Here is a 12,632-nt window from a genome sequence, read left to right as displayed (position 1 = left end):
TCATCGGTCAAGGTCGAATCCCTCCTGGCCGTCGTCGAGCAACGGCGAGATCGGCGGCAGTTCGTCGAGCGAGTTGATGCCGAGGTTCGTGAGCAGCAGCTCGGTGGTCCCGTAGAGGATGGCGCCGGTCTCGGGGTCGCTCGACACCTCGGTGACGAGCCCGCGGCCGAGCAGCGTGCGGACGACGGAGTCGACGTTCACCGCGCGGATCGACGCGACCTGCGAACGCGAGATCGGCTGCTTGTACGCGATCACCGACAGCGTCTCGAGCGCCGCCTGGGAGAGCCTCGTCGACGACTGCGTGACGACGAACGAGGTCACCAGCGCGTCGTAGTCGGCGCGCACGTAGAAGCGCCAGCCGCCGCCCACCTCGCGAAGCTCGAACCCGCGACGGATGCTGCGTGCAGCTCCCTCGTCGGCCGCCACGTCGGTGCGCGGCTCTCCTGAGACGGCGTCGCCGTCGTAGTCGGCGCGCAGGCGGGCGATCGACGCCCGAACCTCGGCGACCGGGCGTGCGACCGCCGCCGCGAGGTGCACGACGCTCTGGGGCTCGTCGGCGATGAAGAGGATCGCCTCGATCGCCCGGTCGAGGTCGAGCCGGGGCTGCCCCGGCACGTCGAGCGGGGTCGCGACCGAGAGCTCGGGACCGCCGGCGTCGTCGCCGGTGCCCGCGGCGTCCGCAGCGGCCTCCGCCGGGTGGCCGGCCTCGACGCCGTCGACGGTCTCGTCGAGCGGCTCGAACGCCTCCACGGTGTCGGCGTCATTCGTCATAGTCGGCCCCCAGGCTCTCGAGGTTCGCGTCGGACCAGCTCTCGGCGGCCCAGTGCAGGGTCAGCTCGCCGAGCGGCTCGAGCTGGTCGAAGCCGATTGCGGCGTGCCGGTACAGTTCGAGCACCGCGAGGAAGCGGGCGACCACGACGCCCGGCTGCCCCACTCCGGCGATCAGCTGTCGGAAGGTCACCGGCTCGCCCCGGCGCAGGATGGCGACGACGTGCGCCGCCTGCTCGCGGATCGACACGAGCGGCGCGTGCAGGTGGTCGAGCCCCACGACGGGGATCTCGCGCGGCGTCAACGCGAATGTCGCGAGTGCGGCGAAGTCTTCAGCCGAGAGCGACCACACGAGCTCGGGCGCGCGCTGGCGGAACTGCTCCTCGAGTCGCACCGTGCGGGCGTGGCGCGACGACTCGGCCTCGAGGTTGACGCTGAACCAGCGGGCGGCCTCCTTGAAGGCGCGGTACTGGAGCAGGCGGGCGAAGAGCAGGTCGCGGGCCTCGAGCAGCGCAACGTCCTCGGCGTCGACGAGCTCGCCCTGCGGCAGGAGCCCCGCGACCTTGAGGTCGAGCAGCGTCGCCGCGACCACGAGGAACTCGCTCGCCCGATCGAGCTCCTCCTCGGAGTCGAGGCCCTTCAGGTACGAGATGAACTCGTCGGTGACCTTCGACAGCGACACCTCGGTGATGTCGAGCTCGTGCTTCGCGATGAGCGAGAGCAGCAGGTCGAACGGGCCCTCGAAGTTGGTGAGCGCGACGCGGAACCCAGGCTCCGAGCCGCCCTCCGGGGCATCCGTCACCGGCTCGTGCGCTGAGGCCGACGCCTCAGGCGACCGCGCCACGGAACACCAGCTCCCTGGCGAGCTGCCGGTACGCCTTCGACGCCTGGTGCTCGGGAGCGAACTCGGTGATGGGCGTCGCCGCGACCGTCGCGTCGGGGAACTTCACCGTGCGCGTGATCACCGTCTCGAGCACCTTGTCGCCGAACGCGTCGACGACGCGCTCGAGCACCTCGCGCGAGTGCAGCGTTCGCGCGTCGTACATCGTGGCGAGGATGCCGTCGAGCTCGATCGCCGGGTTGAGGCGATCGCGCACCTTGTCGATGGTCTCGATGAGCAGCGCCACGCCGCGCAGCGCGAAGAACTCGCACTCGAGCGGGATGATGACGCCGTGGCTCGCCGTCAGCGCGTTGACGGTGAGCAGGCCGAGCGAGGGCTGGCAGTCGATGAGGATGACGTCGTAGTCGGCGGAGACGCGGCGGAGCACGCTCGCCAGGATCTGCTCACGGGCGACCTCGGTGACGAGGTGTACCTCGGCCGCCGAGAGGTCGATGTTCGCGGGGATGACGTCGAGCCCGTCGACGCTCGTGTGCTGGATCGCGTCCTTCGGCTCGAACTGGCGCGAGAGCAGGAGGTCGTAGATCGTCGGCACGTCGTGCGTCTGCACGCCGAGGCCGGCCGAGAGCGCACCCTGGGGGTCGAAGTCGATCGCGAGCACGCGGCGACCGTACTCGGCGAGCGTCGCGCCGAGGTTGATCGTGGTCGTGGTCTTGCCGACGCCGCCCTTCTGGTTGCAGAGTGCGACGATGCGCGCGGGGCCGTGCGAGGCGAGCGGCGCAGGATCGGGGAACTCGCGATGAGGTCGACCGGTCGGACCGAGCTCGGGCCCGGGCGAGGTGGTTCCGACCGCCGAGTCCTGCTGGTGCTGCGTCACGTGTCGTCTTCTCTCCTGGGGCGGCGCGGTGCCTGGTCGATTCGGGCTTGGTCGATTCTAGCGAGCACGCGGGTGTGCTGCCGTGTACATCTCCCGGAGTGTATCGGCTGTGACGAGCGTGTAGATCTGCGTCGTCGCGACCGAGGAGTGCCCCAGGAGCTCCTGCACGACGCGGACGTCGGCGCCCCCCTCGAGGAGGTGGGTCGCGAACGAGTGACGCAGGGTGTGCGGCGAGACGGATGCCTCGAGGCCGGCCTTCTCGGCGGCCGCGGTGATCGCGTCCCACGCCGCCTGCCTCGACATGCGACGGCCTCGGACGCCGAGGAAGAGCGCCGGCGTCGCCTGCCCGCGCGCGGAGAAGAGCGGCCTCGCGCGCACGAGGTACGCGTCGACCGCGCGCCGGGCGTAGCTGCCGAGCGGGACGACGCGCTGCTTGCCGCCCTTGCCGAACAGTCGCACGACCTCGTCGTCGATGAGGTCGTCGACGTTCAGCGACACCGCCTCGGAGACGCGGGCGCCCGTCGCGTAGAGCAGCTCCAGGAGCGCCTGGTCGCGCAGCTCGACCGGCTCCTCCCCGCCGGCGGCGGCGATGAGCGCCTCGACGTCCTCGACGGGGATCGCCTTCGGCAGCCGCGTCGGCAGCTTCGGCGGCCGGAGCTCCTTCGACACGTCGGCCGGGATCTCGCCCTCCTCGGCGAGGAAGCGGTGGAGCCCCCGAACCGCCGAGAGCACGCGGGCGATCGACGAGGTCGCGAGCACGGGCTCGCGGTCGGCGCCGAGGAAGCGGACGAAGTCGGCGAGGTCTCCCTCGCTCACCCGGCCCGGCTCCGCGCCGCGGGCTTCGAGCCAGTCGGCGTAGATCGCGAGGTCGCGGCGGTACGACGCGATCGTGTTCCGCGCGAGTCCGCGCTCGACGGTCAGGTGCCGCAGGTACCCGTCGACGAGCGCGGCCGTCGTCATGACCCCGTCGCGCCCCGCACCGGGGCGGTGCGGCTCGGCCACGGCGCCTCGGCTTCGCCGAGCCCCCGCCACCCGCGGGCGCGAGCCGCGTGGGCCGCGAGCACGGCGATCGAGAGGGGCCCGTTGTGGATGCGCCGGGCGAGCACCGCGTCGACGCAGTCGTCGAGCGGCACCCAGCGCACCTCCAGCTCGGCCTCCTCGGCCTCGCGTGCGAACACCTCGGGCGCGGCCCGCAGTCCCCGGGCGAGGTACACGCGGATCACCTCATCGCTGCCTCCGGGCGACGGTGCGAAGTCGGCGAGCACCGCCCACTCGGATGCCACGAGGTCGGCCTCTTCGGCCAGCTCGCGCTGCGCGCCGACGAGCGGGGACTCCCCCTCGACGTCGAGCAGCCCGGCGGGGATCTCCCAGTCGCGCATGCGGATGGGATGGCGGTACTGCTTGATCAGCAGCACTCGGTCGTGCTCGTCGATGGCGAGCACGCCGACGGCGCCGGTGTGGTTCATGAACTCCCGGACGATCTCCTCGCCGGCGAGCTCGAAGCCCTCGCGCCGGATGTTCCACACCCGGCCTTCGAAGACCCGCTCGCTCGAGACGATCGGGAGGGCGACGCGGTCGTCGGCCAGCAGCTCGCCCTGCTCGCCGACGACCGTGTCAGGGGATTCAGCCATTGTTGACGTCGAACAGCCGGCTCGCCTGCTGGCGCTCGATCGCCGCCCCCACGAGTCCGCGGAAGAGCGGGTGCGCGTCGTTCGGACGGCTGCGCAGCTCGGGGTGCGCCTGGGTGCCCACGTAGAACGGGTGCACCTCGCGCGGCAGCTCGACGAACTCGACGAGGTTGCGGTCGGGCGAGAGGCCCGAGAACACGAGGCCGGCCTCGGCGATGCGGTCGCGGTACGCGTTGTTCACCTCGTAGCGGTGACGGTGGCGCTCGCTGACGTCGGTCGAGCCGTAGAGCTCGGCGGCGATAGTGCCTTCCCCGAGCGTCGCCGGGTAGAGCCCGAGGCGCATCGTGCCGCCGAGGTCACCGCCGGCGATGATCTCGACCTGCTCCTCCATCGTCGCGATGACGGGGAACTGCGTGTCGGGGTCGAACTCGCTCGACGAGGCGCCGGGCAGCCCTGCCATGTTGCGCGAGTACTCGATCACCATGCACTGGAGGCCGAGGCAGAGGCCGAGCACCGGAAGGCCGTTCTCACGCGCGAAGTGGAGCGCGCCGAGCTTGCCCTCGATGCCGCGCACGCCGAAGCCGCCGGGCACGCAGATGCCGTCGAGATGGGCGAGGTGCTTCTGCGCCCCTTCGGGCGTCTTGCACTCGTCGGACGGGATCCACTCGATCTTGACCTTCGCGTCGTTCGCGAAGCCGCCGGCGCGCAGCGCCTCGGTGACCGAGAGGTACGCGTCGGGCAGGTCGATGTACTTGCCGACGAGGCCGATCGTGACCTCGTGCTTCGGGTCGTGCACCACGCGCAGGAGATCGCTCCACCCCGACCAGTCGACCGCGTTCGACTTCTCGTCGAGGCCGAGGGCGTCGATGATGTAGGCGTCGAGGCCCTGCTCGTGCAGCATCGTCGGGATCTCGTAGATCGACGGCACGTCGACGGCGTTCACGACGGCACCCTCGTCGACGTCGCACATGAGCGCGATCTTGCGCTTGTTCGCCTCGGTGACCGGGCGGTCGCTGCGCAGCACGAGCGCGTCGGGCTGGATGCCGATGGAGCGGAGCGCGGCGACCGAGTGCTGCGTCGGCTTCGTCTTCTGCTCGCCCGAGGCGCCCATGAAGGGCACCAGCGAGACGTGCACGAAGAACACGTTCTTGCGCCCGAGCTCGTGACGCACCTGGCGGGCCGACTCGATGAACGGCTGCGACTCGATGTCGCCGACCGTGCCGCCGATCTCGGTGATGATCACGTCGGGCTTCGGGGTCTCGGTCGCCTGCAGGCGCATGCGCCGCTTGATCTCGTCGGTGATGTGCGGGATCACCTGGACCGTGTCGCCGAGGTACTCGCCGCGGCGCTCCTTCGCGATGACCGTCGAGTAGATCTGACCGGTGGTGACGTTCGCCGCCTGGCTCAGATCGATGTCGAGGAATCGCTCGTAGTGCCCGATGTCGAGGTCGGTCTCGGCGCCGTCGTCGGTCACGAAGACCTCGCCGTGCTGGAACGGGTTCATCGTTCCGGGATCGACGTTGAGATACGGGTCGAGCTTCTGCATGACCACCCGGAGCCCCCGGGCCGTCAGCAGATTGCCCAGGCTCGCGGCGGTGAGTCCCTTGCCCAATGAAGAAACGACACCACCGGTCACGAAGATGTGCTTGGTCGTGTCGTTGTTGTCTGCGCTCTGCGCTGTTCCGCGTTCATCCACCACGGGCTTATATTCTAACCCACGTTCCTGACCCGTCGACCCGGACTGCCCCACGCGTTCCCCCTTCGTTCGTTCGAAGCCGCTCCGGCTCCGTCGTTTGCCGCTGCACGGCGGCCCGCTCAGGCCGCACGCTCCGAGGCGATCTCGAGCAGTTCGCGCGCGTGCGCGAGCCCGCTCTCGGAATCGGCCAGACCCGAGAGCAGGCGCGCCATCTCGGCTTCTCGTTCTGCTCCGACGAGCTGCTTCACGCTGGACGCGGTCACCGCGCCGTCGGTGCCCTTCACGACGCTCAGGTGGTTCGACGCGAACGCGGCGACCTGCGCGAGGTGCGTGACGACGATGACCTGGGAGCGCTCGGCGAGCCGGGCGAGTCGCCGACCGATCTCGATCGCCGCAGCACCGCCCACACCCGCGTCGACCTCGTCGAACACGAAGGTCGGCACCGGGTCGGTGCCGGCGATGACGACCTCGATCGCGAGCATGACCCGCGAGAGCTCGCCGCCGGACGCGCCGCGGGAGACCGATCGCGGCTCGGCGCCGGGATGCGGGCTCAGCAGGATCGCGACCTGGTCGCGCCCGTGCGCCGTCGGCTCGACCCCCGGCTCCACGCTCACCGTGAGCACGGCGTCGGGCATGGCGAGGGCGGCGAGCTCGCGCGTGACCGCCTCGGCGAGCCGCGCCGCGGCCTCCGTGCGCTGCTCGGTGATCAGGCCGGCGAGCCGATCGACCTCGGCGGCCGACGCCTCGACCGCGGCCTCGAGCACGGCGATGCGGTCGTCGTCGCCGTCGAGCTCGACGAGCCGCAGACCGCCGTCGCGGCGGAACGCCAGGACCTCGTCGAGTTCGCCCCCGTGCCGGCGGATGAGCGCGCCGAGCAGGGCGCGTCGCTCCTGCACGACCTCGAGCTCGCGAGCACCGTCGGCGTCGAGGCCCGCGAGGTACCCCGCGAGCTCGGCGGACGCATCGGCGAGCAGGAACCCGGCGTTCGCCAGGATCTCGGCGATCGGTGCGAGCGCAGCGTCATGGGCGACGACCCGGTCGAGGTGGCGCCTGGCCGCCTCGACGAGCGTCACCGCGTCGGGGGCGTCGTCGACGACCTCGTCGGCGGAGAGCAGCACGCGGGCCTGCGCGGCCTCGAGCCGGAGCTCTTCGAGATTCGACAGCCGATCGGCGCGCCCGGAGAGCTCGGCGTCCTCGCCGGGCTGCGGGTCGGCCGCCTCGATCTCGTCGAGGTCGGCGCGCAGCGCTTCGGCCTCGCGCGCCCGGGCGTCGTGCTCGTCGCGGAGCCGGGCGAGCTCGGCGGCGTCGGCACGCCACGACTCGAACACCGCGCGGTACTGGTCGAGCGTCGCCGCGAGGCTCGGCCCCGCGAAGCGGTCGAGCGCCTCGCGCTGCGCGACGGCTGAACGCAGCCGCTGCTGGTCGGCCTGGCCGTGCACCACGACGAGCTCGTCGCCGAGCTCGGCCAGTACGCCGACGGGGGCGCTGCGACCGCCGACCACCGCGCGACTGCGCCCCTCGGACGACACCGAGCGGCCGAGCAGCAGTTCGCCGGCCTCGATCTCGCCCCCGGTGTCGGCGACGCGCTCGGCGATGGCGCCCTCGTCGGCGACGAGCCAGCGGCCTTCGACCCAGGCCTGCTTCGCGCCGGAGCGCACCGCGCCGGCATCGGACCTGGCGCCGAGCAGGAGGCCGAGCGCGGTCACGACCATCGTCTTGCCGGCACCCGTCTCGCCCGTGACCGCGGTGAAGCCCGCGCCGAGCGGCAGCGTCGCCTCGGCGATCACGCCGAGGTCTCGGATGCCCAGTTCTTCGATCATCGGGCACCCTCGCTCATCGAAACCTCATTCACGGCCTGCGGGCCCCCTCCAGCCCGTGACGGGCAGTTGGAACTTGTTGACGAGCCGATCGGTGAAGGGTGCCTCGTGGAGGCGCGCCAGTCGCACCGGCACGTCGGACTTGCGGACGATCACCCGCGCCCCCGGCGGCAGGTCGAAGGTGCGTCGCCCGTCGCACCAGATGACCGCCGAGGTCTCGGTGCGCTGCAGGATCTCGACGGCCAGGGAGGAGTCGGCCCCCACGACGAGCGGGCGCGCGAAGAGCGCGTGGGCGCTGAGCGGAACGAGCAGCAGCGCCTCGAGGCTCGGCCACACGACCGGGCCGCCCGCCGAGAACGAGTACGCGGTCGAGCCGGTCGGCGTCGACATCACCACCCCGTCGCAGCCGAACGAGGAGAGCGGCCGACGATCGACCTCGATGACCACCTCGAGCATGCGCTCGCGCTCGGCCTTCTCGACCGTCGCCTCGTTGAGCGCCCAGCTCTCGTACACGACCTCCTCGCCCACCTTGGCGCGCACCGAGAGCGTCATGCGCTCCTCGACCGTGTAGTCGCGCGCCAGCGCGCGGGAGACCGTGTAGCCGAGATCGTCGCGTTCGCTCTCGGCAAGGAAGCCGACGTGGCCGAGGTTGACCCCGAGCAGCGGGACGGGCGAGTCGCGGATCAGCTCGGCCGCCCGCAGGATGGTGCCGTCGCCCCCGAGGACGATGACGAGTTCGATGAGACCGGGGTCGATGTCCTCGAAGCGGACCACGCCGCCGTTGAGCGCAGGGACGAAGCTGTGCACGTCGTCCCAGTGCTCGGCGGCGATCACCGGGATCGCGCCGGCGTCGAGCAACTGGGTGCACACCTCGCCCGTCGCTTCGAGCGCAGCCTGTCGGCCGGTGTGCGAGACCACGAGGAAATGGCGTGCGTCGTTCACCCGTGCGCTCCTCCTGTCAGCTCGTCGACCCGACTCGACCATTCTGACGGATCGGACCCGGCCGCAGCGCTGAGATGCACGAGGAACTCGCGATTGCCGTGCGACCCGGCGATTGGGGAGGAGGAGACGCCCGCCGTGCGCAGTCCGAGGTCGTGCGCCGCCCACAGCACGTTCATCACCGCCTCGGAGCGGAGCGCGGCGTCGTGCACGATGCCCTCGCGCACTCCCCCGCGGCCGACTTCGAACTGCGGCTTCACGAGGAGCACGAAGTCGGCGTCGGGCGCCGCCGTCTCGCGGAGCGCGGGCAGCACGGTCGTGAGCGAGATGAACGAGAGGTCGGCCGTGACCAGCGAGGGACGCTCGGCGACACCCGTGGCCGACGCGAGCGACTCGGCGGTCAGGTGGCGCACGTTGCACCCCTCGACGAGGACGAGGCCGGCGGCGTCGGCGAGCTCGGGAGCGAGCTGACCGTGCCCGACGTCGACCGCGAGCACGGTGCGCGCACCGCGCTCGAGCAGCACCTGGCTGAACCCGCCGGTCGACGCACCGGCGTCGAGTGCCACCCGACCCCCGGGTTCGACCCCGAACCCGTCGAGCGCGGCGATGAGCTTGTGCGCGGCGCGGCTCACGTAGTGGTCGGATGCCGCGACCTCGAGCGCGGCTTCGGGCGAGACCTTCGCCGAGGGCTTCACGACCGGCCTGCCGTCGACCGTGACGAGCCCGCCGGCGATGAGCGTCGCAGCGTGCGTGCGCGATCGGGCGAGGCCACGGCTCGCGAGTGCGGCGTCGAGGCGTTGTTCGGTCATCACCGGGGTGCGACCCGCGACGGGTCGGACTGCTCGAGCTCCTCGCGCAGTCGCGCGGCGAGCGCGTCGAACGCGGGCGCCCGCTCGGCGAGCGGCAGGTCGTCGATCTCGGACAGGGCCGCCCGTGCCTCCTCGCCGAGGGCGACGGCCGGCTCGTCGGCGCCGAAGTCGGTGTCGTCGTCAGTGCTCACGAGTCCACGGTACCCCGGGCCGCCCACACCGGGGCGATCATCACGCGTACAGGCGCGTCGGCACGTCGAGTGCGTGGATCGCGATTCCGGAGCCCCAGATCGCTGCGCAGGCTGCCCGCAGGAGGTCGAGCGCGTCGCCGCCCTCCGACAGGATCTCGACGCGGGTGCCCTCGACCACGACCTTCGCCTCGCGCACGCGGATCGCACCGCCCCGGCGTTGCTCGACCGCCGGGTACGGCTCGTGCAGTCCGCGGAGGTCGGCGAGGATGAAGTCGGGACGGCTCTTGGCGTCGGCCGCGAGCAGTTGCTTCGCCCGGTCGATGCCGGTCAGCACGATGGCGCTGGCCATGCCGGCGCGGTTCGCACCGAGGATGTCGGTGTCGAGCCGATCGCCGACCACGAGCGGCGTCGCTGCGTCGAATCGCCGGCGGGCCTCCTCGAAGATCGGGGTCTCGGGCTTGCCCGCGACGAGCGGGAAGCGCCCCACCGCGGTGTGCACAGCCGACACGAGGGTGCCGTTGCCCGGAGCGATGCCACGGGCGACCGGGATCGTCCAGTCCATGTTGGTGGCGATCCACGGGATGCCCGGCGTCGCGGCATCCGGACCGCCGTGCGCGTTGAGCGCGAACGCCGCCTCCGCCAGCTCCTTCCAGCCGATCTCTGGCGTGAAGCCCTGCACGACCGCGTCGGGCGCGTCATCGGCCGACCGGGTCACCCGGTACCCGCGCTTGCGCAGCTCGACCTCGATGCCCTCGCCGCCGACGACCATCACGAGCGCACCGGGGGCGACCTGGCCGCCGAGCAGCTGCATCGCGGCCTGCGGCGACGTGACGACCTCCTCGGGCACGACGTCGAGACCGAGCTCGGCGAGGTGCCCGGCGACGGAGGCATCGCTGCGGGAGGCGTTGTTCGTGATGTAGCCGAGCGCGCGATCGTGCTTGACCCGATTGAGGCTCTCGACCGCGTGCGGGATCGCCCCGGCGCCCGCGTAGACGACACCGTCGAGGTCGGCGAACACCGCGTCGACGCCGTCGAGCGGCGTCACCGGCTCAGTCTTCGCGCGGAACAGCGCCACCGGCGTCGCCCCCGTCCGACTTCGCCTCGGCTTCGAGCGCCTCGCCCTCGGCGAGCACCGCGGCCACGTCGTCCTCGAGCACCGCGCCCGGATCCTCGAGCTCCGCGAGCTCGGGCGCCTCGGCCGTCTCCTCGAGCTCCCCGGCCGCGCCCTCCCCTTCGGGGAGAGCCGTGTCCAGGCGCTCGGTCGACGGCTCGTCCGCCGCGACCGCCGACTCCGCCTCGTCGTCCTCGAGCTCGAAGATCTCGATCAGCTCGGCCTCGGCCGGGCCGCCGAGTGCCGCTTCGGCGCGGGCGGCGCGGGCGCGCCAGTCGGCGGCCTCGGCCCCGCGGCCGAGCTCCTCCAGCACCTCGGCGTACGCCGAGAAGAGGGCAGGGCTGTACGAGAACGCGCGGTCGGGGTCGAGCTGCGGGATCTCGAGCTCGGAGAGCGCGAGCTCGGGCTGCTCGAGGTCGAGGCGCGCACCGGACATGGCGATCGCGAGACCGACCTGCACCGCGGCCGGCAGCTCGCTGCGGTCGACGGCACGACCGACCTCGAGCGCCCGGTCGGGCCGCCCGACGCCGCGTTCGCTGTCGACCATCAGCGGCAGCTGGTCGTTGCTGCCCGAGATGCGCCGGTACGTGCGGAGCTCGCGAAGCGCCAGGGCGAAGTCGCCCGTCGCGTACGCGGTGATCGCGAGCGTCTCGCGCACGACGGCGATGCGGCCGGCACGACGGGCCGCAGAGGTCGCGTGACGGTGCGCCAGTTCGGGGTCGGTCTCGAGCAGCTCGGATGCCGCGACGAGGTGCCGTGCGACCCAGTCGGCGTTCTCCTTGCTGAGCGTCTTCAGCTCGGCGCGGGCGCCCTTGTCGAGATCGCGCGCGTCGATGCGCTCGGGAACGAAGGGGTCGTCGTGGCGCGGACGAACGGCCAGGTCTGCCGCTCCGTACCGCTCCCGCGGCGCCTCAGCGTCGTGACGACCGCCCGAACGCGACGCATCCCGGCGGTCGCCGTAGGGCTTGCGGTCGTCACGTCCGCCACGGTCGCCGTAGGGCTTCCGGTCACCGTAGGAGCGCTGGCCGTCGCGGTCACCGTACGGCTTCTTGTCGCCGTAAGGCTTCCGGTCGCCGTAGGGCTTGCGGTCGTCACGCGAGCCGTGCGAGCGCTGGGCGTCGCGGTCGCCGTAAGGCTTCCGGTCGCCGTAGGACTTCCGGTCGTCACGGGAACCGTGCGAGCGCTGGGCGTCGCGGTCGCCGTACGGCTTCCGGTCGCCGTAGGACTTCCGGTCGTCACGGGAACCGTGCGAGCGCTGGGCGTCGCGGTCGCCGTACGGCTTCTTGTCGCCGTACGGCTTGCGGTCATCACGCGAGCCGTGCGAGCGCTGGGCATCGCGGTCGCCGTACGGCTTCTTGTCGCCGTAGGGCCTGCGATCGTCACGCGAGCCGTACGAACGCTTCTGGTCGCGGTCCCCGTACGGCTTGCGGTCATCACGCGAGCCGTGCGAGCGCTGGGCATCGCGGTCGCCGTACGGCTTCTTGTCGCCGTAGGGCTTGCGATCGTCACGCGAGCCGTATGAACGCTTCTGGTCGCGGTCCCCGTACGGCTTCCGGTCGTCACGCTGCTCGTACGAGCGCTTCCCGCCCCGGTCGCCGCCGGATGCCCGCTCGCCCGAAGACCTCGTCGTCTTCCGGGCGCCTGATGCACCCCGGGCGCTGTCGCCCTGCTTGGCCCGATCGGGTCGGTTCTGGTCGGCCGAGTCCTGCCTCGAATCGCTCACGCTGTTCCTGTCATTGGGAGTCTCGTCAGACTCAACCGTACTGCGGGTCTCTCCCCGCGGACCTGATCACCCAGGACGAGCGGCCGGCGCTCGCACGCGAGGCGGCCCTCATCGGTGCCACGCACTCCCGCTCCGCCGCAGCGGCTTGGGTTGGTGTGTGGTTGTTAAAGTCGAAGAGCCGCCCACGTGGTGGGCGGCTCTTCGTAATGTTTGTCCGGCGGTGTCCTACTCTCCC

Annotated in this window: 12 protein-coding genes; all 12 read right to left on the bottom strand. The window is 71.8% G+C overall.

Annotated features, from left to right (window positions below):
- Window positions 1-771, bottom strand: a complete 771-nt coding sequence (scpB, locus tag ACFVSL_RS13815; protein WP_386941556.1) for an SMC-Scp complex subunit ScpB — start codon at window positions 769-771, stop codon at window positions 1-3.
- Window positions 761-1,612: a segregation and condensation protein A gene (locus ACFVSL_RS13810; RefSeq protein ID WP_386941555.1), complete on the bottom strand. Its 852-nt coding sequence runs from the start codon at window positions 1,610-1,612 to the stop codon at window positions 761-763. Before ACFVSL_RS13810 ends, scpB begins: the two co-directional genes overlap by 11 nt.
- The gene (locus ACFVSL_RS13805) at window positions 1,596-2,483 is read right to left on the bottom strand and encodes a ParA family protein (protein ID WP_386941554.1); all 888 of its coding nucleotides are present in this window, start codon (window positions 2,481-2,483) and stop codon (window positions 1,596-1,598) included. Before ACFVSL_RS13805 ends, ACFVSL_RS13810 begins: the two co-directional genes overlap by 17 nt.
- A 57-nt stretch (window positions 2,484-2,540) precedes the next feature.
- Window positions 2,541-3,443 (bottom strand): site-specific tyrosine recombinase XerD, encoded by a 903-nt coding sequence (xerD, locus tag ACFVSL_RS13800; protein ID WP_386941869.1) that lies wholly within the window; start codon window positions 3,441-3,443, stop codon window positions 2,541-2,543.
- Window positions 3,440-4,114, bottom strand: a complete 675-nt coding sequence (locus ACFVSL_RS13795; RefSeq protein ID WP_386941553.1) for an NUDIX domain-containing protein — start codon at window positions 4,112-4,114, stop codon at window positions 3,440-3,442. Before ACFVSL_RS13795 ends, xerD begins: the two co-directional genes overlap by 4 nt.
- Entirely contained in the window at window positions 4,107-5,807 is a 1,701-nt protein-coding gene (locus tag ACFVSL_RS13790; protein ID WP_386941868.1) for a CTP synthase, read from the bottom strand. Before ACFVSL_RS13790 ends, ACFVSL_RS13795 begins: the two co-directional genes overlap by 8 nt.
- Window positions 5,808-5,926: 119 nt before the next feature.
- The gene (recN, locus tag ACFVSL_RS13785) at window positions 5,927-7,627 is read right to left on the bottom strand and encodes a DNA repair protein RecN (protein WP_386941552.1); all 1,701 of its coding nucleotides are present in this window, start codon (window positions 7,625-7,627) and stop codon (window positions 5,927-5,929) included.
- Window positions 7,628-7,651: 24 nt separating this feature from the next.
- Entirely contained in the window at window positions 7,652-8,566 is a 915-nt protein-coding gene (locus ACFVSL_RS13780) for an NAD kinase (protein ID WP_386941551.1), read from the bottom strand.
- The gene (locus tag ACFVSL_RS13775) at window positions 8,563-9,372 is read right to left on the bottom strand and encodes a TlyA family RNA methyltransferase (protein WP_386941550.1); all 810 of its coding nucleotides are present in this window, start codon (window positions 9,370-9,372) and stop codon (window positions 8,563-8,565) included. Before ACFVSL_RS13775 ends, ACFVSL_RS13780 begins: the two co-directional genes overlap by 4 nt.
- Complete coding sequence (locus ACFVSL_RS13770; RefSeq protein WP_386941549.1) at window positions 9,372-9,563, bottom strand: hypothetical protein; 192 nt, start codon at window positions 9,561-9,563, stop codon at window positions 9,372-9,374. Before ACFVSL_RS13770 ends, ACFVSL_RS13775 begins: the two co-directional genes overlap by 1 nt.
- A 40-nt stretch (window positions 9,564-9,603) precedes the next feature.
- A complete protein-coding gene (locus tag ACFVSL_RS13765; RefSeq protein ID WP_386941548.1) occupies window positions 9,604-10,638 on the bottom strand; it encodes an HAD-IIA family hydrolase in 1,035 nt (344 codons plus the stop codon).
- Complete coding sequence (locus tag ACFVSL_RS13760) at window positions 10,613-12,397, bottom strand: primosomal protein (RefSeq protein ID WP_386941547.1); 1,785 nt, start codon at window positions 12,395-12,397, stop codon at window positions 10,613-10,615. Before ACFVSL_RS13760 ends, ACFVSL_RS13765 begins: the two co-directional genes overlap by 26 nt.
- Between the last annotated feature and the right edge of the window lie 235 nt (window positions 12,398-12,632).

The sequence above is a fragment of the Agromyces sp. NPDC058064 genome (assembly GCF_042885275.1).
Lineage (GTDB): Bacteria > Actinomycetota > Actinomycetes > Actinomycetales > Microbacteriaceae > Agromyces.
This window is presented reverse-complemented; position numbering and strand designations above follow the sequence as displayed.

What these genes read in the sequence shown, in the direction of transcription:
- scpB (WP_386941556.1), bottom strand. Translation starts at nt 771, where the DNA reads ATGACGAATGACGCCGACACCGTGGAGGCGTTCGAGCCGCTCGACGAG.
- xerD (WP_386941869.1), bottom strand. Translation starts at nt 3,443, where the DNA reads ATGACGACGGCCGCGCTCGTCGACGGGTACCTGCGGCACCTGACCGTC.
- ACFVSL_RS13795 (WP_386941553.1), bottom strand. Translation starts at nt 4,114, where the DNA reads ATGGCTGAATCCCCTGACACGGTCGTCGGCGAGCAGGGCGAGCTGCTG.
- recN (WP_386941552.1), bottom strand. Translation starts at nt 7,627, where the DNA reads ATGATCGAAGAACTGGGCATCCGAGACCTCGGCGTGATCGCCGAGGCG.
- ACFVSL_RS13775 (WP_386941550.1), bottom strand. Translation starts at nt 9,372, where the DNA reads ATGACCGAACAACGCCTCGACGCCGCACTCGCGAGCCGTGGCCTCGCC.